At 58.7% G+C, this 23,773-nt stretch carries 23 protein-coding genes and 1 tRNA gene; 12 read left to right on the forward strand and 12 right to left on the reverse strand.

Annotation, left to right across the window (positions count from 1 at the left end; translation table 11 throughout):
- Positions 1 to 2: 2 nt before the first annotated feature.
- The 8 genes from FJ424_RS03730 to FJ424_RS03765 all read right to left on the reverse strand — a co-directional run bounded on the left by FJ424_RS03730 (position 3) and on the right by FJ424_RS03765 (position 10,640).
- Complete coding sequence (locus tag FJ424_RS03730; protein ID WP_140651362.1) at positions 3 to 2,075, reverse strand: hypothetical protein; 2,073 nt, start codon at positions 2,073 to 2,075, stop codon at positions 3 to 5.
- A gap of 6 nt (positions 2,076 to 2,081) precedes the next feature.
- Complete coding sequence (locus tag FJ424_RS03735) at positions 2,082 to 4,520, reverse strand: hypothetical protein (RefSeq protein ID WP_140651364.1); 2,439 nt, start codon at positions 4,518 to 4,520, stop codon at positions 2,082 to 2,084.
- A 66-nt stretch (positions 4,521 to 4,586) separates the two neighbouring features.
- Entirely contained in the window at positions 4,587 to 6,410 is a 1,824-nt protein-coding gene (locus FJ424_RS03740; protein ID WP_140651366.1) for a DNA cytosine methyltransferase, read from the reverse strand.
- A gap of 458 nt (positions 6,411 to 6,868) precedes the next feature.
- The gene (locus tag FJ424_RS03745; RefSeq protein WP_140651367.1) at positions 6,869 to 8,155 is read right to left on the reverse strand and encodes an HNH endonuclease; all 1,287 of its coding nucleotides are present in this window, start codon (positions 8,153 to 8,155) and stop codon (positions 6,869 to 6,871) included.
- Between the two features lie 461 nt (positions 8,156 to 8,616).
- A complete protein-coding gene (locus FJ424_RS03750) occupies positions 8,617 to 9,123 on the reverse strand; it encodes a hypothetical protein (RefSeq protein ID WP_140651369.1) in 507 nt (168 codons plus the stop codon).
- Positions 9,124 to 9,196: 73 nt separating this feature from the next.
- Positions 9,197 to 9,928, reverse strand: coding sequence for an AarF/UbiB family protein (locus tag FJ424_RS03755; RefSeq protein WP_181181969.1), 732 nt, complete (start codon positions 9,926 to 9,928; stop codon positions 9,197 to 9,199).
- 23 nt (positions 9,929 to 9,951) lie between these two features.
- Complete coding sequence (locus FJ424_RS03760) at positions 9,952 to 10,290, reverse strand: helix-turn-helix transcriptional regulator (protein ID WP_140651372.1); 339 nt, start codon at positions 10,288 to 10,290, stop codon at positions 9,952 to 9,954.
- Positions 10,287 to 10,640: a type II toxin-antitoxin system RelE/ParE family toxin gene (locus tag FJ424_RS03765; RefSeq protein WP_140651373.1), complete on the reverse strand. Its 354-nt coding sequence runs from the start codon at positions 10,638 to 10,640 to the stop codon at positions 10,287 to 10,289. Before FJ424_RS03765 ends, FJ424_RS03760 begins: the two co-directional genes overlap by 4 nt.
- Before the next feature lie 100 nt (positions 10,641 to 10,740).
- Here FJ424_RS03765 and FJ424_RS03770 point away from each other — a divergent pair, with 100 nt between their 5' ends.
- The 4 genes from FJ424_RS03770 to FJ424_RS03785 all read left to right on the forward strand — a co-directional run bounded on the left by FJ424_RS03770 (position 10,741) and on the right by FJ424_RS03785 (position 14,194).
- Positions 10,741 to 11,775, forward strand: a complete 1,035-nt coding sequence (locus FJ424_RS03770; RefSeq protein ID WP_140651375.1) for an HNH endonuclease — start codon at positions 10,741 to 10,743, stop codon at positions 11,773 to 11,775.
- A 76-nt stretch (positions 11,776 to 11,851) separates the two neighbouring features.
- Entirely contained in the window at positions 11,852 to 12,091 is a 240-nt protein-coding gene (locus FJ424_RS03775; RefSeq protein WP_140651377.1) for a hypothetical protein, read from the forward strand.
- Positions 12,088 to 13,038 carry a restriction endonuclease gene (locus FJ424_RS03780; RefSeq protein WP_140651379.1) on the forward strand — a complete coding sequence of 317 codons (951 nt, stop codon included), beginning with the start codon at positions 12,088 to 12,090 and terminating at the stop codon, positions 13,036 to 13,038. The genes FJ424_RS03775 and FJ424_RS03780 overlap by 4 nt, the downstream gene beginning before the upstream one ends.
- A 151-nt stretch (positions 13,039 to 13,189) precedes the next feature.
- Positions 13,190 to 14,194 (forward strand): hypothetical protein, encoded by a 1,005-nt coding sequence (locus FJ424_RS03785; protein WP_140651381.1) that lies wholly within the window; start codon positions 13,190 to 13,192, stop codon positions 14,192 to 14,194.
- A gap of 12 nt (positions 14,195 to 14,206) precedes the next feature.
- Here FJ424_RS03785 and FJ424_RS03790 read toward each other — a convergent pair whose 3' ends face one another.
- Both FJ424_RS03790 and FJ424_RS03795 read right to left on the reverse strand, forming a co-directional pair.
- A complete protein-coding gene (locus FJ424_RS03790) occupies positions 14,207 to 14,779 on the reverse strand; it encodes a hypothetical protein (RefSeq protein ID WP_140651382.1) in 573 nt (190 codons plus the stop codon).
- A gap of 433 nt (positions 14,780 to 15,212) precedes the next feature.
- A tRNA-Ser gene (locus tag FJ424_RS03795) sits at positions 15,213 to 15,302 on the reverse strand.
- A 433-nt stretch (positions 15,303 to 15,735) separates the two neighbouring features.
- On the opposite strand from FJ424_RS03795, the gene FJ424_RS03800 reads away from it, so the two are divergent.
- The 4 genes from FJ424_RS03800 to FJ424_RS03815 all read left to right on the forward strand — a co-directional run bounded on the left by FJ424_RS03800 (position 15,736) and on the right by FJ424_RS03815 (position 18,702).
- Positions 15,736 to 16,431, forward strand: a complete 696-nt coding sequence (locus tag FJ424_RS03800; RefSeq protein ID WP_140651384.1) for a DUF2569 family protein — start codon at positions 15,736 to 15,738, stop codon at positions 16,429 to 16,431.
- A gap of 84 nt (positions 16,432 to 16,515) precedes the next feature.
- Complete coding sequence (locus FJ424_RS03805; protein WP_140651386.1) at positions 16,516 to 16,842, forward strand: hypothetical protein; 327 nt, start codon at positions 16,516 to 16,518, stop codon at positions 16,840 to 16,842.
- A 255-nt stretch (positions 16,843 to 17,097) separates the two neighbouring features.
- Positions 17,098 to 18,087 (forward strand): BMP family ABC transporter substrate-binding protein, encoded by a 990-nt coding sequence (locus FJ424_RS03810; RefSeq protein WP_140651388.1) that lies wholly within the window; start codon positions 17,098 to 17,100, stop codon positions 18,085 to 18,087.
- Between the two features lie 156 nt (positions 18,088 to 18,243).
- A complete protein-coding gene (locus tag FJ424_RS03815) occupies positions 18,244 to 18,702 on the forward strand; it encodes a GNAT family N-acetyltransferase (RefSeq protein ID WP_140651390.1) in 459 nt (152 codons plus the stop codon).
- Between the two features lie 70 nt (positions 18,703 to 18,772).
- Here the strand turns inward: FJ424_RS03815 and FJ424_RS03820 are convergent, their stop codons facing one another.
- Entirely contained in the window at positions 18,773 to 19,180 is a 408-nt protein-coding gene (locus FJ424_RS03820; RefSeq protein ID WP_140651391.1) for a hypothetical protein, read from the reverse strand.
- A 22-nt stretch (positions 19,181 to 19,202) separates the two neighbouring features.
- On the reverse strand, positions 19,203 to 19,412 hold the full coding sequence (locus FJ424_RS03825) for a SlyX family protein (RefSeq protein WP_140642442.1): 210 nt from the start codon (positions 19,410 to 19,412) through the stop codon (positions 19,203 to 19,205).
- A gap of 258 nt (positions 19,413 to 19,670) precedes the next feature.
- Here FJ424_RS03825 and FJ424_RS03830 point away from each other — a divergent pair, with 258 nt between their 5' ends.
- The 4 genes from FJ424_RS03830 to cdd all read left to right on the forward strand — a co-directional run bounded on the left by FJ424_RS03830 (position 19,671) and on the right by cdd (position 23,766).
- Positions 19,671 to 21,203 carry an ABC transporter ATP-binding protein gene (locus FJ424_RS03830; RefSeq protein WP_140651393.1) on the forward strand — a complete coding sequence of 511 codons (1,533 nt, stop codon included), beginning with the start codon at positions 19,671 to 19,673 and terminating at the stop codon, positions 21,201 to 21,203.
- Positions 21,200 to 22,339, forward strand: coding sequence for an ABC transporter permease (locus tag FJ424_RS03835; protein WP_140642438.1), 1,140 nt, complete (start codon positions 21,200 to 21,202; stop codon positions 22,337 to 22,339). Before FJ424_RS03830 ends, FJ424_RS03835 begins: the two co-directional genes overlap by 4 nt.
- 1 nt (position 22,340) lies before the next feature.
- Positions 22,341 to 23,312, forward strand: coding sequence for an ABC transporter permease (locus tag FJ424_RS03840; RefSeq protein WP_140642435.1), 972 nt, complete (start codon positions 22,341 to 22,343; stop codon positions 23,310 to 23,312).
- A 61-nt stretch (positions 23,313 to 23,373) separates the two neighbouring features.
- On the forward strand, positions 23,374 to 23,766 hold the full coding sequence (cdd, locus tag FJ424_RS03845; RefSeq protein ID WP_095766692.1) for a cytidine deaminase: 393 nt from the start codon (positions 23,374 to 23,376) through the stop codon (positions 23,764 to 23,766).
- Positions 23,767 to 23,773 lie beyond the last annotated feature (7 nt).

Consider the following 23,773-nt stretch of genomic DNA (forward strand, 5'->3'; position numbering starts at 1 on the left):
GTCTACCCCCCTATGTTTTGGAAGAAACGAAGGTTTGGGTCCTCGGCCGAAGAGTCCACCACTTCGTTCCACTCATTCTGGCGAAGAAGCACCGCCGCCACGTCTGCCATCATCAATCCGGGCGCCACGGGCATTCTTGAAAGCATCTTGGCAGTAGCCCTCAGGACATCGAGTGCGATGTCCTTTCCTCCCATCAGCAGGTCCAATGCCTCCTGAAAGCCCTCATCGCTGCCCTTGCCGCTCATGGGCCATCGCCCGGCAAACCTGTTGCCGACGGGAGACTTGGTGCCCTCGGGCATCCTTATCGGGAAAAGATGGCGGAGCACAGTTTTTGGCACGGACACGCGCATTCCGTCAGTGCCTGCACTGGCAACGACCGCGGTATTTCTCGGAATCCTGCCGAGGCGTCTCATTTCCACGAGTTGCGGAAGCCAGTATTCGCACGGTCCATTCGTGATACCGCAGAAAGCGACGGGAACGAGGACATCAGGGTTGGCCATCGCCGTTTGGACCGCCTTCGAAAACCCGGACAGTTCGTCCCGCAGCAGATCGGATAGCGAGATTCGGGTCGGATCGCAGAAGACTATTGCAGCGCTACTTCCGCCGACGGCGTTGGCGAAGTGAGCGGCAACGCCAGCAGCTCTCTCACCAAGCAGAACCGGAACGTCTTCCGTCGAATGGAGCAACACAGCTACGACTTCTGCCAGTGACAGGCCGCTGTCTTTGGCAAGTTCTCCCACTATCCGCTGTCGCTCTTCCTCAGTTGCGATCGGCGGAGCCTCCACGGTCGGCGCAGGGGCGGGCCGCCGTTCTACAGGGACGGCAGGAGAATGCGGGATTTCTGCGGTGGACGGCTTTGCCGTTGGGTGCGCCAATCCGTCGACCTCGGCACGGAGCCGATCTACCTCTTCGCGCAGGATCTGCGACTGTTCGGAATAACCGGTTTCCAGGCGGCGTGCGGCTTCTAAAATTTTCTCCTCCAGCAGCGCCTCGTGTTTTTCGGTCTCGTTTTTAAGCAGGACCTGGCGGTGGGCCGCAGAGGCAAGTCTCGTCTCGGCTTCGGCGATCTGGGCACGGAGATCTTCGAGCTGCCTGCCTCCTTCCTCCGTTTCGAACTTGAGCTTCAGCCTGACTTCCTCGCTTATTCGCTTGCGTTCCGCACGCTCGAAATCACGAAGGTTTTTTTCCCACTCCGGATCTCGCTTCAGCAACAGAGGCATGACCTCCAAAAGAGACGTGCGGTTCGAGATCACACGGACGGCAGATTCCAAATCTTCTCTTTCGTCCTTGCCGACGGTGCCGGCAATGCGGGCCTTCAAGAGATCGACAAGGCTCACCGACGCGGATCCCGCCGTTTCAGATGCTGCCGTTGCGGCACGGGTCAGCCACTCCTGTGCGGACCTCAGGATTTCCTCATCTGATCTCAGGTCGGTTGCGGTTGCAGAGGACCATTTTGGCGGCGACCTGAACACCGCAAGGCCCGAAGCCAGTTGGATCCAGTCCGGCTTGCCTTCGATTATTACCGACTGGACGGCGCGGATCGGAACCTGCGGCGACAAGCCGTACGATCCGTTGGGTTGACGAGTGAAGCCTGAGATCATCCAGGTTTTTGGCCGGACCTCGATGGCGTCAACGGTACCCTGTGAGGGAACGTCGAGCCTCCCTGCCCGAAGTCGCTCGACCAAATCCCCATGAGAGATGTCGCGCGGGCAATAGCCGACCGTCAGGCGGGTGGCCGTTGCGAACGAAACGGCGTCCGGTTTTCCTTTGCCGCCGAGCTTTTGCATCCCCTTTGAAAAGTCCGGAATGCCCTTAATACGGCCAACAAGAGCCGATGTCGCAGTGTTGAAGATTGGAACGTGCAGATCCTCGCTTTTCGGCGCCAGATGGGTTTCCCTCTTCTCGCCCGTTACGAGCCAGAATGAATCCTCGCCGCCAAAGTAGATTTTTCCGTTTTTCGTCTCCTGGGCTTTCCCGCTCAGGCCATCGTCGTCATCCCCGACCTCAGCGACGATGGCGACACCGTAACCTTGAACATGGCGGACACGGATGATCTTATTGTCTGAACGTGCCATTCAATTTCACTTTCCCAACGCGAAATAAGCGGTCCGCATTCTCTTGGCGCGGCTGTCGTAGATTGTTCTGTCGGCGTTCGATGCCGAGGCGATAAACCGATCCACCCATGGCAATCCGTCATTGCCCGGGCGGATTACCTGGACGAGCTTGGAAAGGGCCTCAAGAGACCTCTCTCCCACCGGATAGACGTAGCGCCACCTTCCGTTGTGCAGGTCGAGCCCCGCATTGCACAGGGTCTGGTCCGAAACCCATCTCGCCCAACTGGACGGCAGTGAAACGCGTGGGGCCGTCCCGGACAATGTGGACCCGTCATAGGCGAAGAGCGGTTTCCGCCGCCGGACCCCATGGGAGAGGATTGCCAATGAAGCGGAGAGGAAAGTTCGGTCGGCGAGGCCGCGAATGACGGAGCGGAAAAGGAACGGGCTGAGGGATTCCTTCCGCTCAAGCCGATAAAGGCCATCTGCCATGTCGCTGTCGGTTCGTGCTACGAAGAAACCTCGCTCCTCGTCCAGGCGTGAAATGACCTGGTATCCGTGCACTCCGCCGGGGTCTCCATCCTGAGGCGTCGCCTGGACCTTTTCGGCCGGCGCCGGGAGTTGGGAACGTCTCAGGAAATCCTGCAGTGCCGCGCCCTGGGCACGGACGAGATAACGCGGCAACGCCCATGCCGAGCCACCGTCGAGGGACTCAAGGGTGACTCCGGCGGCGTCTGCGGCCGCGGCCAGCCTTTCGACCACGGCGATCGGGGTCGGCCCGCTTATCCTCACAAGTCCGGATTCGCTGCATTCGGAGGCAGTGACGGGACACTGAAGCAGCCGTCGCGCCGGGTAGCGGCGCAGCAGCGTGAAATCGAACCAGCCGGAATCCCCAAATGCACGAAGGATGTCCCATTCCGAAGGACGCTCCGATGTATTAGACAGTCCCCTGCTGGCGATCTCGAATGCTTCTGCCAAAGAGAGGCCCCTCGCGGTCCTTGCGTACAATGCCTCGCCAATGGTCACCATCACCTGGCATGCGGGGAAGCGGCGGCCGCTCCATTGCTCGATGCCGTTTTCCCGGGAGGGGGTAGTGGCAAAATAGAATTCGTCTTCGCTGAACTCGCGGGAGACGTCGAACGCAAGCCGGCGCGATTCCCCGACTTCGTTGGCTCGCGGCACAAGAAGTATCTCCCTGCTTTCGTTCTTGCTATGGGCGATGACACCTCCTGAATAGGTGCCCAGGGGCATGGCGAGTCCGGCTTCGGTTCGCACCAACTCGATGTCGGTGCCGCCCATTTCAACACTGACAGAAGCATGGGCTGGATGCGTCAGAACCGGGGTCAATGGCGCACGCCCAAGGTATGCGCCCCCGACCCTTATCCCACCATGCCACCCGAATTCCTGTCTCGGGACTTCGGCTGACCGGCTGTCCTCGATGCTGCCGCGCAGCGAAACCAAGATCCAGACGCTGTTGATCGAACTGAATGACTTGACTGCGCCCTTCGTGCGTTCGTCTAGCTTCGAGCGGTGTAGCAAGAAGACGTTCGACTGAACTGAACTGGTCGCCCGGTATCGTCCGAAGCCAATGTTTTCGAGGAGGACGACGCCGTTGTTGATAGCCTTGCCTATCGGCTTGGGCACATATTTTACGGCCTCTTCGGGCGTCGTGATCGTCTCACGGGTTCCAATGGGGGAGATACGAAACAGCTCGAACTCCCCGAATTCGCCTTCCGCAATCTCAAGACATTCGAGGGCAGCCTGCTCTGCGACGACCGAATACCAGGCCTGCCAGAAAGGCGTCTCCATGTACGCACGCCCGCCGCGCTTTCGCGCCATGTCGAACTGTTTGAAGTTGTGCTCGAACGACGGCATTTTTTCAGACTGAAGGTGTCGGGTAGTGTTGAGCCTGTTCGACACCAAAAGCGGATCGAGAAGCTGGTCGGCATCAAGGTCCTGGCGAAGCTTCCTGAAAGCGGCACGGTCCCGCCATGTCGGAAAGGCGATGCGGAGCGTACGACCGATTTGGCTGTGCGGATGAATTGCGGGAAGGTGCAGCTGGATTGCGTGTTCCCGTTCAAGGTGATTCCGCAGATGCTCCCACATCGGGTTCAATCCGCGCATGCTCGCTCCCCTGAAACTCTCTCCAATGTGCCTTTCGATCATCTCCCGAAAGTCACGATCTCCTCGCTGTCGGGTTTTCGTCGTTTGCATCCAGCACAGGAAAATCAGTATGCGGATATAGTTCGGTGCCTGGTTCGCGGTTGGTCTAATTTCGCCGGATAGGTAAGACCTTAGGATGGAAGCACGAGGCAATGATTTGACGAGAGCCCGTTGGGCCTCGAAAGCATCTGATACTGAAAATATCTCAAGAATATCTTCGTCGGGTACAAAGACACTGCCGATCGTGCCGCCGCTTCCTGGCCCAAGGAAATACTTCTCAATAAGTGTTGCTTCCAATTCCGGCATCGCTTCCCCCCGAAAGCGGCGTTGTCCGGCTGCATTGAGCCGAATACGCAGTTGACCGATGCAATTCTACGACAACGACGTAAAAAGGCGGTTCGCGACTTTCCCTTTTTTGCGCACGAGCGTTGGCTCGATGTGCAAGACGAGGTGTGGTCGGCGATTACCCGAGTCCGCAAGCATGTCCGATTCTTCGAACCCAAGTCTTGCTAGCGAGACCGCCTCAGAAACATCTCCGAAATGAAGGAGACTTTCAGTTTCCATCGGAACCATTGCAGGCAGATTGACGGCCGCGTTCTCTGCCAGCTTTTCATGAACCAGCCTGATGCGCGAACGCAGATAACGAACCTGCACGTCGACTCTTATGGAGGCGGTCATGCCCGAAAGGATGGCGAGAAGTTGGACGATGGCGCGGTCGATCGCGTCGACCTTTCCTTCGCGCAGCAACGGTATTGCAATGACTCCGTCTGGAGCGCCCTCCCGTAGCTTCTCCTCGTATACTTTTGCAATGTCCTGGTTGAAGAAGCTGTCCCTACTGACGCGCCACTCGTCACGGCGGCGGTATCGCAGGGGCTTAGCATCAAGACGATGACCGTTCGCCGTGACAGCATCTGCAGCAATTGGTTCCCCCCATCCGGCAGGCCAGTATGTTCCACCGCCATACCCGTCTTTAGAGCGCTCCGAGTCGTTTCTCCGGCGCATGAATCTCTTGACCATCTTCGGCAGCTTTCTGCCGTTGGCCAGCGTGCCACTTGTGATCCTCGCCTCGACGCCTTCGGTGCCATGCAACAGGTGCCGGACAAGCTTACTCATGAAGTAGGGAGGAACGGCGTTGCCGACCTGTCGGTACTGGGAGTGGCGGGGACCGGTGAATTCGAAGGAATCCTGAAATCCCTGCAGTCTCGCTCCTTCTCTTACCGTGATCGGCCTGTCGTGCAGGGGATGCGTGAAACATCCCGAGGTTACGTTGCCGAAACCTGCGGAGATCGTGTAGGAGGGGGAGGCCTCGTGCAATCGACCGTAGAGCGTTGCGTAGTCGGTCAGGCGGACACGGCGGAAGCGATCCGGCAGAAGCTCCGGGGGTATATCCTTCCAGCTACCCCCTTGGGGCACGCTTGAAATCCGGTTCCGATTGACTTCACTAAGGCCGTTCGCCGATTGGTTGGCGACTAATCCATGTTTGTCTCTAACGAAACGCTGGAATTCGGTCTTGTCCGGGTTCGGCGCCAGCCTAACAAGTCCATTGCCGTTCGAGGACGTTTTGACCAGGTCGCCGATGGCCTCAGCAACACTTACGTACTGCATACGTCCGTCACTGAGATCGGCGGAATGGGTCGGCTTAGGGAACGTCGAGGGCACCGGATCGATGGAGGCGACCAAGATGAACCTGTTTCTAAGTTGCGGCAGGCCATAGTCCGCCATGTTTAGAACGTCCGCGAAAACATGGTAACCTCGCTCTTCGAAAAGCTTGAATAGCTCTTTCACGATGACGAGGTTGCGGCCATATACAACGCCTGGCACGTTCTCCATTACCACGCGTTTGGGTCTGCGGCCTGCGGACGTGAAGCCGTCGAGTAGCCTTATGAAGTGGACGAACAACGCGTTTCGGGGATCGTCCAGGTGGAACACACCCATTGTGCTTACAGCCTGGCAGGTGGGGCCGGCGAAAAACCAGTCGATCTTGTTTAATCTGGCCCTGTCAATCACGTCCGTCGCCGAAACGAGGGAGACATCGCAGCAGTCAATAAGTGCTTCGGGATGGGCCTTTTTGAAGGTCTGTGTCGCGTACTTATCTATGTCGAGTGCCCATTTGATCTCAAGGTCAGGAATGCTGATCGCAGCTCCCGCCGACATCCCGCCACAACCTGAGTAAAGATCAATCGCCGTTTGGCGCATGATTCCACCGAATCGTCAAAACAACAGCAGCAAGCTAAGTGCAATCGTTGATAGCATTTCCGGGCCCTTAGTAAACTCTGAGGATGTGCCCATACCCGAAAAGGAGATTGCTGCGGAGTCCCTTCGCAGCTGAAGTTGACCCCGTAGCTGTGGCCACTGGACGATTCGCGGCATTCTCGATCCGCTCAAGATAGCCGGGGGCGGCAACGACCGTTCGCCTTCCTCCATGTTCGAATCGAAGCAATTTGCCGGCCTCTCGCGTGAAACTGGAATGAAGATAAGCAGCGGTGCGCCAGCCGAGTTTCACGGTTGCAAGCGCAGCCCCGTAGACATGGGCGTTATGCGCGCCATTGCCTTGGCAAACTGGCGCGGGCTCCGCGGAGCGAAGGAAATCGGGCTGCTGGGACATGGTGGCTATTGGCTGGAGAGCCGGAGTCTCCGGTAAAGCCGCACGAGGTTCAAAAGCCCCCGGACCCCTCACGAGTAGTGGCGGCATGATGGACCCTGACGAGCCGGCCCTCAAGAGGCTTCAGGAGCTGGCTGAATGCTGCGCGGAACGGCACGGGAATTTTCTTCGCTATTTCGTCGCAGATTCCGGAAAATCTTTCGATCATCTGCTCGCGGATGTCCGGCGTCACGGCGGGATTAGTCCAAATGTGTTCTGTGAGAGTGGCAAGTTCCTCAAGAAACCTGACGAAATCCTCGGGTCTCAGCCGCCTGCCATCCGCAGGTCCCCAGGCGCGTGTCAGCGCATCTTCGACTTCGCGGTCCAACTGCCGTTCAATAGAGGTCTGCATGAGATGTCCGATGCGGTCAGTCGTCCGTGCATATAGTTCGGAATCCCCGAGCTTGTGCGTAGCGGACCATGCCATCGTTATGATCGCAGACAGATCCACCGTCGCCGGTATGGATTTCCCGGCGAGGACATCCACAGCATACGTCTCGCAGATCGGCTGATCGCCGGCGTATGGCCAAGTGACGCCGACACCAACGGCATCAAACAACTCGGCGTAGAAGAGCAACCGCCCTTTTTTCGGGTCGCCGACAAGCGCTAGGCGATGTGTCACTTCGCCCGCTGCTTCAATCCAGCGGGTTTCAGGCATGAAGAAGAAAGTGTCGGGCGGAAGAGTCGGCGCTTCAAGATCGAAGCGCTCGACGTACGTGCGGAAACCAGGTGGAACTGCCTGCCCGTGAAAAGTCGCGAATACCGCAGCAGCGCTGAACGTCCAAGGGAAGAGGATGCTCGGTCCCATTTGCATGTTGAGATGCAGCGGCCCTTCCGGCCAGTGGTGCTCGGTAACGGCATGTTTCATTGCCTCATCGATGTCAAATTGGGGATGCTTCTTCTTGATCCTTCCCAAGAGGGTTTTTGCCTCCTTGAGCGTCCTCGCGACGATAGTGAAGTGGGTCTCGTTACCTACTTCCTCCTCAACGAACTCATGATCCAGCGGGGTGAGGTGCTCCCCAAACGTGAAAACGTAGATCCTCCCGTCCTCTCCCTTCATCTTGGTCTCGATGGCCGCCTTTGAACGGTCGGCTGACCCGCCAATAAGGTTCATGATCGCCTGGAATGCTTCGATCAGTGGATAGTCGAACTTGTCGTCGAGGATCCCGTTTCCGATGCGCGAGAGGATACCCTTCGGCTTGAGGCGTCCGCCTAGCGCGCTCGGGACTACATGCGCCTTTGAGTTGTTCGCAGGCGTGATCGGATCGCCAGTGACTATGCATTTCGCTGGTGCCGACATGGTTCTCCCCTCTGGCTTGCTTCTCGCAAAAGTATAGAGCCCAGGATCAAATGCCAATGGAGCTGAGCGGCCTGATCTGCTGAGCACGCTAGCGCGTGCACCGGTTGCGGTCTGCCTGCCCAGCGAGCGCGTCGAGGTTGCTGGGCAGGACCTCAATTCGCTTGTCGATGTCGGAAATCTGGTCGCGCAAAGCCGGGTAGAACTTCGAGCAGGAGATACATCCGCGCGTCCAAGTTGCCCTGACGCTCTTCGGCCTTCTTGAGGCGATCCCGGGCTACTTGTCACTCCGGGCTGTGCGAGCACGCTATGATCTCGACGCTGCTGAAATTCAGAGCGATCGAGGCGGTTATCTGGCGCCTATAGGCGGAGTGACACTTGCGCAAGAATCTGAACCGAGTCGAACCCAGAAGCTAGGGCACTCGCGACCTTATGTTCGACAGCTAAACTTAAGAGGCGAAGGGCTATTGATAGGAGGAGAATGAGGATCGCATATCCTCGTCGCATGCGAGAATAGCTTCGATAATCACGAGGCCATTCTCTAGGAGTGCCATGTCTCGGCCGATTTTTTTAGACTCTGGCTCGAACCCTTTGCCACCGTGGAACAGGTTGTTCCGAACTCGTGTCAACCAGATCAAAAGTCGTTCGCTACGCATCGGCTCTTGTTGAACTGTCACTTTCCAGTCTGGCTTGGTGCCGTCCCATATTTGTTTCCTGGGTGGATCGTTCTCGTAATATTCAACCGCTCCTCTCAATGATGGGTTTGTCAGGATATGGGCTTGCAAATCCGCATCAATCACCATCGCCAAACTGTTGTGAGACAGTCTGAGTTCGGTCGGCGCCGCAGGCTTTTGGACGTGACCGTTGTCTTTTGCTGCATATTCGAACCGCGAGTAGATCAAAAAGAAGTCGAGCGCCAAATCAACGACAATATTCAGATTTCCAACCGCGTTCTTTGCCAAAGGATGCATCTGATCCCCATCTATTTTCTATTTCATCGCGACCCGAAACGCCTACGGTGTCCAGGTCGGTTTTTTATTGCATTCAATGCCCTACAGATAGTTCTCGCATCATCTTGGCAACTTCAGAATAGTATTTCGTCCAGGCATACTGGCTTCCGGAATCGAAGGAAGTCGGCTTGCCCTTCATTCGGCGAAAAAAGAAGTGGTCGCGATACATGCGAGAGAGCGTTTCGTCGACAACTCTCCAGTGTCGTTCCACAAATCTGTTGGGAGCGGTAAAATGCGACGTACCAAAGTCAAGCAGGCTCAAGCGAACTCGTTTCTCATCTATAGCTCGTACGATAACATTCTTCGTGTGGGGATCTCCGTGCACATGACCCGATTCACAAAGCTGTTCAATGGCCCACACGTAAGCTTGTGCAACAACAGATCGCTGAAAAAGGCCTTTCTCCTTCGAGATATATTCCTTGAGTGTTTCGCCTTCGATCATTTCCATGCTGGCATAAAAGATACCATCGCCTACGTCGCCAGCACTATAGATTTGGGGAGCTACGCCGCCAGCTGCTGCAGCTGCCTTTTGCGCTTCCGAGATTCCCTGCTTAAATTTGTCGCGTCGGTCCTTGTTCCGAAGCTTCACCCATATTTTCAGAGCTTCTGGCCTTTTGAGGAACGTATTCTCACATAAAATTACAATTCCATTGGCCCCTCTGCCGATTTCCCGTTCCGGCCGAAGAGAGGGGATATCAAGTGTTTTACCTTGGAAAATGAGTTCGCCATCGCGGATGGCAACAAGGTCATTGACAGCTTTTGCCAAGGGCATCTTCCAAGCCTCAGCCTTCAAACATCGGCCAGTAAGGGATGCTTATTGTGTAGGCGAGGTCGAACATTTACCGACAATTCCACCTCCTGCCCCAACTGCGTTAGCACGGTTATTAGGCGATCTAGCGTGAAACGCCCTAGATTTGCGCGCCGGATGCGGGAAAAATCCGCATGGCTAACCCCCGTGGCATCTTCGGCTTTCCGGGTTGTCCAATGACGATCGTCGAGTATCTTAATGATCTCGGACGCCATAAGAGCTTTGGCCTGCAAAAGGTCGGCGTCATCGCGATTGAAGTCGCGAAACACGTTGCCGCTACCGTGGACCAATTCCATGTTGTCTTCTTTTTTCGTGCTCATCTCAGCATCTCCTTCAGTCGTTTTATCCGATCAAGGATCAGGTCGATCTCCTGTTTGGGTGTTTTGATTCCGCTCTTCGACTTCTTTTGAAAGGCGTGGACAACCCACAAGGCGCCTTCAAACTGAATCGTGTAGACCGCGCGATAAGCGTCGGTACGGTGACGTAAAGCCACCTCATAAACGCCAGGTCCTAAGCCCTTCATCGGCTTAGCGTTGCTGGGGAAGCCACCGTCGGCGGCGATCGTGAGAGCCGTCAAGACCTCGTCCTGAGCGTTCTTCGGAAAATCCTCGAATGCCTTTAGGGCGGCTTTAACCCATGAAACCGGCCTGGTATCGCGGTACGTAATCATCTATCACCATGTTGGCAAATTTGCCACCAAACGTCAAGGGCTGAGCTAGTGACCTTTCGGGCTTGGGCCGGTGCACCGTTAAGCATGAGCCTGCGTTGGATTGAAACGCTCTTATCGCTTCGAAACAGCGGCAGAAGCGGGTACGATCACCTTGGACAATCTAGATTCTGAGAACATCGTGAGCGCCAACTCGCCAAGCACCAGCGATATCAAGCGCCTATTTGCCCTTTCGGGAAACCGTTGCGCTTTTCCAAAATGCAACGCTCCAATGGCTATCGGTGAAACGCTGGTCGGTGAGATTTGCCACATCAAAGGAGCCCGGCTTCGCAGCTCTCGACATGATCCAGATCAACCTCCAGAGGAGAGGCACGCATTCGAGAATCTCATCTTAATGTGCCCGACGCACCATACGGTCATTGACGATGACAAAGAGTCATACACGGTTGACCGGCTTATTCGCCTGAAGCGCGACCACGAGGACCACGCGAAACCAGTAGAGGAGGGCGAAGCTGATCGGGTGGCGCAAGTCTATGTGGAAAGTGTCGTAGCCACCGGCCAGAGCGGCGGTTTCGCCGCGCATACTGTCCATGCAAATACCATTACAGTGCAAACCACCCACAGCGCTGGGCATTTATCCAGCCGTCAGATGGCGGCTGTCGAACGTCTCTGGGAGATAGTCAGAAGCCTGGGCAGCGAGTTCAGTATCGTTGTTTTTATCGACTCCATCCTATTGCCAGAGGAAATGGACGACTACTTCAAAGGCAAGGAGACGCCTCCTTTGATGGATGCGCTTCTCGAATTCAAAAGCCCGAATGTGCCTATCGACAAGTTGACACGTGCAGGGGCCAACGAGGCAGCCAAGGAGCGACCCTTTGTCAGTCCTCGCCTTTGGTCAATCTACTATATTATCCACGCTATATATGGTCGCAGCGCGTTTCTCTTGGGCAACTCGTTCAAAGAGAGACGGCTCAAACATTGGCGGGACGACAATGGTTGCGACCAGTTGCTAAGATCGGTACTCCCGGCACAAGCCGTTGATCACGCCAAAGGCCTCTCGTTTAATGGGCTACGGACAGCGATTGATATGCTCGAATCTCAGTTTCTAACCGAAGCAGGCATGAATAAGACTCGGTGATTTGGTTGCTTCGAGGCACGGTCGAGAAGATTTCGCGAACGTGGTATTCTGAGGCGAATCTATAAGGAGTCTTCCAGTGGTTAGCATCGTTCACCTGGAACCTGGCAAAGGTCCCCCCGAAGAGCGGCATGTTCGGGTTGTTGTTCACCGCGATGGCTTCGGCGAAAAGGGCTATTTCTTTGACAGCGCCGAAGGAGATTACGGCGGCAGTGGGCCATTCGACTGGCGCAAGGATGAAGCGCTCGATCGCGCTCAGGATTTTGCCGCCATGAATGGCATTGGACTTTTGATCATCGAAGGCAGATTGCAGCGATGACAGCTCGTGCACCGGTCGCGCAACTGGTTCAGCGGATACATTTCGAGGATTTTGGTGGCGCCGAATTTGAACGGCTCGTTTTTGCCTATCACGTCCGCGCAGGATGGCGTGATGTCGAATGGTACGGCCAAACGGGTAGCGACCAAGGCCGAGATATCGTGGGGGAGTGTGCCGACGAGGCGGGAAACTTCAAGCGTGCCGTTATCCAATGTGTCAATCGCGGCAGCCTCACGCAGGCGAAAGCCGAGAACGATATTGATAAGGCCCTATCATGCAATCCGAGCATCGCAAGCTTTAAGTTCGTGACGCGTGGCACGGTGTCCGCAGCTCGCAGAAACGCGGTGAAAGCATTTGCGAACAAGCGTTGTGTCAATCACCTGACAATCTGGTCGGGTGCGGATTTCGAGGAGAATCTTCGCCTTATCGGCGAAGATCTCTTGCGCCGCTTCTGTATGGGAGAAGCCTTTCCCGACGGCGCCGAAAAGCTCCGAAGTTTCGCAGATGACTTTCCCAGCCTCGGGGACGAGGAGTCTTTGGCACAGATGGCTGCCGTTTTTGATCGGCCCGCGTTTCGGACCCCATTTTTCCGAGAATGTTCGCTTCATGCATTCCAGCAGGCAGTTGAGGATACCATCGCTGCGCTAAATACGGGCCTGTGGCGAACCCGAGAGGGAGAGGACGTTCGCCGTATTCCCTCTGTTCACCATCTGCGGGATCCTGTTGCGAAAAGGCATGTCACGCGGGCGATCCAGCTGGTTGATGAACTCCGACGCGCGTTCGTCTCGGGCCTGCGTGATGGCACGATTAAGCCTTGTGGCTGCGGTAATCCCAGTTGCCCTATTTTTATGGTCGAACCATCAATGGGGGAGCGGCTCGACAGGATACGCGCGGACGCGTTGCAAACGTTTCATGCGGCGTGGCCTGGATTTGCGGTAGCGTTGGAATAGAGTCGTCCCGACAGCCCAATCTTGCCCCTGTGGGGTGAAACCGTGTTGGGGTTAGGTGGCAAGCCATAGAGCCCGTTTTTCGTACATTGCGGAAAATGGCAGCCAAGCTCAAAATCTCGCCTAATATTGTCGTCTCTGGTACGCTTTTCGAATGCTCAAACAGCTTGCGGCAAATCTCGAACAGCTGGACCTTGCCTACGATCATTTGATGCTGGGCGATGCAAATAATGCACGTTTTGCGCTAATGCTGACGGACAATGCGATCGAGATAACGCTGCATCAAATTGCCGAGCTGCAAGCCGGCTCAAACAGGTCCTGGTCCCGCGCAAAAGAATTTAAATACGAACGTGAACTCGCTGATGCGCTTGGGCGCAATTTTGAGCCGAAGGTGAAATTCGCACGCCTGATGGGCCATTTCTCGCAGGAGGTTGGCGAGACGATCTTCACAGCGCATGGCTATAGGAACGAGGTCTATCACATCGGTGTGAAGCACGAAGAGCTGCTTCCGGCGCTCAGTCGGTTTTATTTTTCTGTCGCATGTGACGTGCTGGCAACCCTGAAATCCATCGGGATCGGCTGGGGCTCAAATTTGAAGATTCCTGAGCGTGCCAAAAAATATTTTCCGAACCATGATAGGCGTTTCATGCCCGGCAGTTGGGAGGAATACAGGGCCGGGTGTTCGTTGTTGGCGAGCAAAGTGAGCGGAAGCGATGAGGCCTTAAGGGCACATCTCGCATCGCACATGGACAGCGTAATTACGGAGAAGGACGATTTCATCAAGTATCTACAGGGTGGCTATCCGCGTGACGAACGTCCGACGCGGGAGCAAATTGTGATCGACTGTCAGGCGTGGCCGGTGACATTCAGCGATGCTGGAAAGGCCTTCCTACGATCCAATCCGCCACCAGGCAAAAGTGTCCATGGTTACGTTCAATGGATTGGCGAGCACTATCCATTTCAATATCGGAATGATCCCATTCCTTCTTGGCGCAAGCGTCTCCTGGGCGTGCGCGGGGAGAAAAATCCGCACAAGGCGCTTCGAAAGTATCAGATGTTTATGGATGAAACTTCAGCCGTGCGCGGCTGGATTGACGAAGCCACATCTGCGCTCGACGCTCGCGTTGAGGAAGAGATTGAACGGATGCGCGGCAACTAGGGTCATTGCCGTTCAGGGAGTGGCAGTCCCTTTCTCGCGAAAGCGTTGAAGATACGTGAGCCCGCTCTTGAATTTCCCGTTGTCGCCCATGATGGTGGCGATCGCATCGAAAACCTGATGAGGCGTCACGTTCTTTGGCAGGCTGCGTTCTTGATAGAGTGCCAGCAGCGAGGTGCCCTTGTGCATCGCATGCCTAAAGAATTCCGCCCCGTTTTTGGCTTTGTATTTCTTTCGGAATTTGTGACCGTCTGGGCTCTCGAAAATATCGGCATCGATTTTATGCGTGTCGTGGTCGGCTGGTTCGAACGCCAGCAACTCGAAGGCCTCCGACTGGAAGGTGAGGGCGATCTCCATGACCAAATTGTAGATTTGGTACTTTTGCCAAGCGGTATCGACCTGAAGGCTGCTGGCAACTTCCTTCGCAGAATCCGGGATTCGCCCCTGCAAGTTCATTTGTATGGCCCTACCCATGGCGAAATCGCGGGGGCGGTCGGCCTTCGCCGGCTTTGCTGCCACACCATCGGCAGGATCAGCACCGGCGTGATCGAGGACGGTGTCGGCATTGCCGGTACGTAGCGCGGCCATCTGGCTAGACATGCCGAGCGAGTGCGAAGGCTAAGAGAGCGGCGAGCCCGACCGTGCGGAACTGGACCGCCTCCCGCTTGCCCCTGCCGAACGGCGTCACTGCCAGGGCGATGGACTGGATCACAGCGAGGCCAGGTCCGCTAGCCCCCGTTCGAGCTCTACCGATAGCTGATCTGGCTCGATTATCCCCCGTCCGAAAAGGCTCATCACCTTGATCGCTACGCGCTCGCGGTCATCCATGCGCAATGATCTGGTGCTTTGAGAGCAGTCGCTCGCCAATCTCGACGGGGTCCGCGATGCCGTTTTACGATTGCGCCCCGGCTGGATGTCTCATGCCGTCGCATGCTGTCTAAATCAATAGCATCCTGCATGATGGGCTTTTTGGCGGGTAAGTTCTAAAATTCTCTCTAAGTTATTGATTTTGTTGAGGAGTTGGCGGAGAGAGCGGGATTCGAACCCGCGTTACGGTTTCCCGTAAACACACTTTCCAGGCGTGCGCCTTCAACCACTCGGCCACCTCTCCGTCTTAGCATCTCGCGTCGGCCGGTTTCGCCGCGCGGGTTGGGGAGATGCTCCCGTGGGAAGTCCTCAACGGACATCTGGTGCCTTCAACCGGCGGGCAACCTTCCCGGCACCGCTAGCCGTCTAGGCAAACAGGCGCGGGGCTCATCTAGTCGATCCGAAAGCGAATGCCAAGCCATATTGGCGTTGCCGCGGCTTTTGCCGTGTATGGCGCAAAGGGCGGGGAAGGGCGATGCGTTCGAATGATGTATACAGGCCGATCGTGGCGCGCCGGTGATGCTTGACTTCGCCTGCGCCCGGCTGTCGACTGCCGTTAATCATGCAATCCCGGTGAACGGTTGCGGGCTTTCCTGGAATTGCCGGTTCGGTTTTGCAATCCCGACGAAAGCCGGCAGGCGGCCTTCCTGGAATTGCTTGGGCGAGGGCGTTCCGACATGGCATCGATCGACCAGCAACCCGCGGGGCGGCCGGACGGCGGCCTGTCCTTCATCCCGGTGGCGTGGCTTGTCATCGTCATGGGGCTGTCGGCCTACGGGCTGATCTCCTCCTGGCGGCTGATCGGCGACTTTAGCCTGCCCGACAGCGTGTTCTTCCTGGTCTATGGCGGCTTGACCGGCGGCGTCATCACCATCCTGTGGGGGCTGTACCTGCTTGGCCTTGCCTTCAACCGGTCGGCCCGCTTCCCGCGCCATTACACGATCTGGCAAATCGCCATCATCATCTGGCTCCTCGTGCGCCAGGCCTATGTGTTTTACAGCTTCGCCTTCTCGGCCGAAGCGTTGGGCTTCACAGTGGCCGAGATCGCCATCGGCCTGCTGTGCATCTATCTCCTGCGCAACGGGGCAGGCGCGGACACGATCTACGCCAATCCGGAGACCGAGCGGCCGCCGGTCTTCGTCTCGATCCTTGCCGCGCTGCTCGGCATCATCCTTGGCGGCGCGATCGGCGCCTGCGCCGGGTTCTTCGCCGGCTCGCTGATCGCGGACCTGACGCATATGAGCTGCTTCGAGGGCGCCTGCGGATTTTTCGCGGCTTTTGTCGGCCTGGGAGGCCTGATCGTCGGCGCGATCGCCGGCGGTATTTTCGCCGTCTGGCGGGTGAACCGGCGCGTGCCGGCGCGGGCTCGCTAATTTCACGGGCCGCGATTGCGCGGGAACCACGCACGCTCTATGTCGATTGCGGGGTAGACGGGAGCTTTCCCGGGGAGAGCATCGATGTTGCGTTTCATCTTTCGGCTGGCAGCCATGGTTGCGCTGTCGATTTCCGTCATCATGGTGGTGATCGACACGACACGCTCGGTCGCGGCGTCGTCGCTGGTGATGACGCCGCTCAACGCAAGCTGGCTCGCGGTCTCGCCCGATACCCGCGCGGCTTTCGAGACTTTCGTGCGCGCCAAGGCAAACCCTCTGGTCTGGGACGGCGCGGTCGCCTGGGTGCTCGCGCAACCCGGTTTCGCGGTGTTCGCGGTGCTTGCCTTCCTGCTCTACGCCATCGGCTACCGGCGCAAGCGCCGCGGCGCGGAATTCGCTCCAAGCCCTTGAAGGCTGTTCTGACGCAATTCCGCATGCAAACCGCAACACACTCTTTCGTGGAATTGCTTTTAAGAGACGTGCCGGATCGCCGATAACCGCTTTTTCCAACAGGTCAAAATTCCACGTGAATTTTGTTTCGCGCCGTGCCAGATTGACCGCGAGCGGGAGGGTCAAACACTTCCTGCCTGGCCTCGCCAGCCCGCCGGAGAACCGGGCGAGCAGGCGGTGCAAAAACGGAAAAATAACCGACAGGGTGTGGATCACATGAAACGTATCGTTCTCGGCCTTCTGGCCGCAACCGCAATGGTTCTTCCGGCTTTCGCCGCGGACGTGCAGCCGGCCATCCTCTACGATCTGGGCGGCAAGTTCGACAAATCCTTCAACGAGGCCGCCTATAACGGCGCCGAGAAGTTCAAGAAGGAAACCGGCGTCGCCTATGTCGAATTCGAAGTCTCCAACGCCTCGCAGCGCGAGCAGGCGCTGCGCCGCTTCGCCGAGGACGGCCGCAATCCGATCGTCATGGCGGGCTTTGCCTGGGAGGACGCGCTGAAAGCGGTCGCGAAAGATTATCCCGACCTCAACTTCGCCATCATCGACGATGCCGTCGACCTTCCCAATGTCCGCTCGCTGGTGTTCAAGGAGAACGAAGGCTCCTACCTCGTCGGCATCCTGGCGGCGATGGCGTCGAAGTCGAAGAAGGTGGGCTTCATCGGCGGCATGGACATCCCGCTGATCCGCAAGTTCGAATGCGGCTATGTCGGCGGCGCCAAGTCGGCCGGCGCGACCGATGTCATCCAGAACATGACCGGCGATACGCCGGCCGCCTGGAACGACCCGGCCAAGGGCGGCGAGATCGCCAAGACGCAGATCGATCAGGGCGCCGACGTGGTCTATGCCGCTGCCGGCGGCACCGGCGTTGGCGTGCTGCAGGCGGCGGCGGATGCCGGCAAGCTCGGCATCGGCGTCGATTCCAACCAGAATGGCCTGCAGCCCGGCAAGGTGCTGACCTCGATGATGAAGCGCGTCGACGTTGCCGTCTACAACACCTTCATGGACGGCAAGAACGGCACCTTCAAGGGTGGTCTGGAGAATCTCGGCCTCAAGGAAGGCGGCGTCGACTACGCCATGGACGACAACAACAAGGCGCTGGTGACCGATGAGATGAAAGCGGCCGTCGAAAAGGCCAAGGCCGACATCATCGCTGGCAAGGTCCAGGTGCACGACTACACCGCCGACAACGCCTGCCCCTATTGATCGGCAGCTGAGCCGGAGCGGTTCAGTGATTGAACCGCTCTAGCTTTTGTTTTCACGCAATTCCGGACGGAAAACCGCTACGCACTTTTCGTGGAATTGCTCTGGGGTTCGAACCGCCGGGCCAATGCCCGGTGGTTTTGTTCTGGAGACGGCACGATGCGACCGGCAATCGAAGCCATGGCCGAAGGCGACGTCGAGCCAATGGCGCGGCTTCGGCTCGAGGCTTTCTTTGAGGGTACGGATCGGACACTCGACGAGGACATGGCCGGGCTGCGCGGGCTGATCGCCGGCGACGGCTTCGAGGCGGCCTTTGTCGCCCGCGACCGCGGCCGGCCGATCGGGAACTGCCTGCTCGTCCGCGACGAAATCAGTTCGCCGCACGATCTGACGCCATGGCTGGCCGGACTGATCGTCGAGGAAGCCTATCGAGGCGGCGGCGTCGGCACGGCGCTGGTCAGAACCGTCGAGACTCATGCGGCGTCTGCCGGTATCGGCACGCTCTACCTTTATACCTGGCAGGCGCGCGGCTTCTACGAGGCGCTTGGATGGACGGCGGTCGAGACCTTCGAGCAGGACGGCGCGCCGATGCTTCTGATGTCGAAGTCTCTGCTTTGACGCAATTCCGGACGGAAGGCTACGACGAAGGCGCCGAGCCCAACTGCCCGCACTTTTCCTGGAATTGCCTTTATAGCGTGCTGGCGAGATAGCCGAGCGCAAAGGCCGCCACCAGGGCAAGCGCGATGACGAAGCCCAGCCTGCCGCCAAGCGAATGCAGGCCGACACCGTAGGGCTTCCGCTCGAGCCGGTGGATCATCGGCGGCGGCGGTTCCGTCTCCGGGACGCCAACGCCAGCCAGCCGCGTCTGCATTTGCGGCAGTTCGGCAAGGCGTTGCGTGACCAGTTCCCAGCGATCGCCGCGCGCTTCAGGTCCCGCGGGATCGAAGGCGCGCAGGCGTTCGGCCAGCCGCAGCACCGTGTCGCGAAAGGCGGGATCGATCTCGAGGTCGCGTTCGGCACGGGCGCGTTCCCTGTCGTTCATCAAGCCAAAGACATAATCGCCGGCTCGAGCGACGCGGTCGCTTTCACTGGACATGGCCGTCTTTCCCCATGGCTCCTCACCAATGCGGCGGCTTGGTCACCGGCACATCGGAGGCGGACTGCTCCTCCAATTCCAGGAAGCGGTCGGTCAGGGCTGCGAGCTTGCGCTCCATACGCTCGATCACCTTCCACTGTTCGGCGATCTGGCCGGACAACTCCTCGATGGTCTTCTCCTGCTCGGCGGCGCGGATTTCCAACGTCGTCAGCCGATCGTCAGGCATGGCCATGCAAAACCGATCCTTGCGAATGTGAAGCCTCCAGCTAAGCAGATATTCGTGGGATGCCCCACGAATATCTGCTTAGCTCTGTTGGTTTTCGCAGGTTCAGATCGCAAAACCGTGGGACACTTTTGCGGAACCTGCTCAGGTTCGAAATTGACAAGGACGCGGGGATTTGTCGAGAGTGAACGGCCGATTGGCATAAGCGGGGCATCATGCTAGGCATTTTGACCAAGCGATAAAAAAATAACAGTGGGAACAGGCTGCATGGCGCAAGCCGCAATCGAGCTCATAGGCATCAACAAGAGCTTTGGCGCGGTGCGCGCCAACCGCGACATCAACCTGGAAGTCGCGCGCGGCACGATCCACGGCATTGTCGGCGAGAACGGCGCCGGCAAGTCGACGCTGATGTCGATCCTTTACGGCTTCTACCAGGCCGATAGCGGCGAGATCCGCGTCGGCGGCAAGCCGGTGTCGATCAGCACCTCCAACGACGCAATCGCACTCGGCATCGGCATGGTGCACCAGCATTTCATGCTGGTCGACAATTTCACGGTGCTGGAGAACATCATCCTCGGCGCCGAAAACGATGCGCTGTTGAAGAGCAGCATCGCCAAGGCGCGCTCGGAGCTTGACCGGCTGGAGCGCGAATACGGCCTCGAGGTCGATCCCGACGCCGTCATCGAAGAGCTGCCGGTCGGCCTGCAGCAGCGCGTCGAAATCCTCAAGGCGCTCTATCGCGGCGCCGAGATCCTGATCCTCGACGAGCCGACGGGCGTGTTGACGCCGGCTGAGGCCGATCACCTTTTCCGCATCCTCAAGCAATTGAAGGAGCAGGGCAAAACCATCGTGCTCATCACGCACAAGCTGCGCGAGATCATGGCGATCACCGACACGGTGTCGGTGATGCGCCAAGGCACGATGGTGGCGACCCGGGTGACGAAGGAAACCACGGTCGGCGAATTGGCCGAACTGATGGTCGGCCGGCGGGTGTTGCTCAGGGTCGAGAAGGGCCAGTCGGAAGCCGGCGCGGTAAAACTCTCGGTCAAGAACCTGACGGTCAAGGATTCGCGCGGCGTCACCATGGTCGACAATGTCTCCTTCGACGTGCGCGGCGGCGAGATCGTCGGCATCGCCGGCGTTGCCGGCAACGGCCAGTCCGAGCTGCTCGAGGCGATCTCCGGCATCCGGCATGCGGTCTCCGGCGAGGTGATGCTCGACGGCAAGCCGATCGACCTCACCGGCAAGGCCGATCCCGGCGAACTACGCGACCGCGGACTCGCCCATGTGCCGGAAGACCGTCACCATGTCGGACTGGTGCTCGCCTTCGAGGAAAACGAGAACTCGATCCTCGGCTATCACGACGACGAGCGCTATTTGAAGGGGCCGTTCCTCGACATCGATGCCATCATGGCCGATGCCAAGGACAAGATCGAAAAATACGACATCCGTCCAAGCAATCCGCGGCTGAAGACGGCGAACTTCTCCGGCGGCAACCAGCAGAAGATCGTGCTGGCCAGGGAGATGGAGCAGGATCCCGGCGTGCTGATCGTCGGCCAGCCGACGCGCGGCGTCGATGTCGGCGCCATCGAATTCATCCACAAGCGACTGATCGCCATGCGCGACCAGGGCAAGGCGGTGCTGGTGGTCTCGGTCGAGCTCGACGAGATCCGCTCGCTCTCCGACCGCATCCTGGTGATGTTTGCCGGCCGTGTCGTCGGCGAGCGCGGCCCGGACGCGACCGAAGGCGAGCTTGGCCTATTGATGGCCGGCGTCGAGCACCAGGAGGCCGCCGAATGAGCACGCCTTACGCCAAATTGCCGGCCTGGGCCGATTATGGATTGATTCCGTTGATCAACCTGTCGGTCGCCTTCATCGTCGCCGGCTTCGTCGTCATGCTGGTCGGCGAAAACCCGTTCCGCGCCGCCGTCATCCTGGTCGAGGGCGCCTTCGGCAAGGGCACGGGCATCGCCTTCACTTTGTTTTACGCCACGACCTTCATCTTCACCGGACTTTCCGTGGCGGTAGCGGCGCATTGCAGCCTGTTCAACATCGGCACCGAGGGGCAGGCCTATATAGGCGGCCTCGGCATCGCGCTTGTTTGCCTGAGCCTCGACAGCGTGCTGCCCTGGTGGGTGATCTTTCCAATCGCGATCGTCGCCGCTGCTGCCTTCGGCGCGCTGTGGGGGCTGATCCCGGCCTATCTGCAGGCCAAGCGCGGCTCGCACATCGTCATCACCACCATCATGTTCAATTTCATCGCCGCCTCGGTGATGGTCTACCTGCTGGTCGGCGCGCTGAAGCCGGCCGGCTCGCAGGCGCCGCAGACGCGCAATTTCCTCGCCGGCGCCGAACTGCCGAAGCTCAACTGGATAATCGAATTGTTCGGTGCCAAGATCCGTTCGGCGCCGCTCAACATCTGCTTCCTGCTGGCACTGGTCATGGCTTTCCTTGTCTGGCTTTTGATCTGGCGCACGAGGCTCGGCTACGAGATGCGCACCTATGGCCACAGCCCGAAGGCGGCGCGCTACGCCGGCATTTCGGAAACCCGCATCATCATCACCGCGATGATGATCTCGGGCGCGCTGGCCGGCATGATGGCGCTCAACCCTGTCATGGGCGACCAGCACAATGTCGCGATCGATTTCGTGTCCGGCGCCGGCTATGTCGGCATCGCGGTCGCGCTGATGGGCAGGCTGCATCCGGTCGGCATCGTGCTGGCGGCGATCCTGTTCGGCATGCTCTACCAGGGCGGCGCCGAGCTCGCCTTCGAGATGCCGGCGATCAGCCGCGACATGATCGTCATCATCCAGGGTTTGGTCATTCTCTTCGCCGGCGCGCTGGAACACATGTTCAGGCCCTACATCCAGGCGCTGTTCGCCTCGGTCAGTCCGAAATCGGTCGGCATGCAGGCAGTGAACGGGAAGGGGGCCTGAGATGGACATTTTCAACGCCATCGTCCAGGTGCTGGATTCGACCATCCGCCTTTCGGTGCCGCTGCTGCTCGCCTGCCTGGCGGGCCTCTATTCGGAACGAGCCGGCATCTTCGACATCGGGCTCGAAGGCAAGATGCTGGTCGGCGCCTTTGCCGGCGCTTCGGCCGCCGCCGTCTTCCATTCGGCGCTGATCGGCCTCGGCATGGCGGTGCTGATCTCGGTTGCATTCGCCCTGGTGCACGGCTTCGCCTCGATCACGCATCGCGGCAACCAGATCGTGTCCGGCGTGGCCATCAACTTCATCGCCGCCGGATCGACCATCATCCTCGGCCAGGCCTGGTTCCAGCAGGGCGGGCGCACGCCGGCACTGCAGCCGGGCGAACGCTTCGCAGCGATCACCTGGCCCGGCGCCGACGCGATCAAGGACGTGCCGATCATCGGCCCGATCTATGCCGAGCTGATCTCCGGCCACTCGATCCTGGTCTACTTCGCCTTCGCCATGGTGCCGTTCACCTGGTGGGTGCTGTTTCGCACCCGCTTCGGGCTGAGGATGCGCGCCGTCGGCGAAAATCCGGCCGCCGTCGACACCGCCGGCATCTCGGTCGCGTGGCTGCGCTATAGGGCGCTGATCTGCACCGGCGTGCTTACCGGCGTCGCGGGCGCCTATCTTTCCATGGTGCAGAATGGCGGTTTCGTGAAAGACATGACCGCGGGCAAGGGCTATATCGCGCTTGCCGCGCTGATCTTCGCCAAATGGAAGCCGGTCAACGCCATGTTCGCCTGCCTTCTGTTCGGCTTTCTCGACGCGGCATCGATCCGCCTGCAGGGCTCGCCGCTGCCTATTGTCGGCAAGGTTCCGGCACAGTTCATGCAGGCGCTGCCCTATGTGCTGACCGTCATCCTGCTCGCCGGCTTCATCGGCAAGGCGATCCCGCCGCGCGCCGGCGGCGTGCCTTATGTCAAGGAACGCTGAGGTTGGATTTTCGTCCGGCGGCGACCGGCATTTGAACAAGATCATGGGAGAGAAGAACCGGATGTCGCATGATCTGTTCGAGGCGGCGAAGACGGCGATGGCCAAGGCCTACGCGCCCTATTCGAAATTCCCGGTGGGTGCGGCGTTGCGCACCGAGGACGGGCGCGTCTTCACCGGCGCCAACATCGAGGTGGCGTCCTATCCGGAAGGCTGGTGCGCCGAGACGACGGCGCTCGGCCACTACATAATGGGCGGCGGCGGCAGGATCGTCGAGATCGCGGTGATCGCCGAACGCATGGCCAAATGCTCGCCCTGCGGCGGCTGCCGGCAACGGCTGGCGGAATTCTGCCGGCCGGACACGAAGCTCTATCTGTGCGACAACGCCGGCGTGGCCGAGACCGTGACCATGGGCGACATGCTGCCTTACGGCTTCAGGGGCGACATCTTGAAATGAAGAGCGG

The organism is Mesorhizobium sp. B3-1-8 (genome assembly GCF_006439495.1).
In the GTDB taxonomy this organism is placed as follows: Bacteria; Pseudomonadota; Alphaproteobacteria; order Rhizobiales; family Rhizobiaceae; genus Mesorhizobium.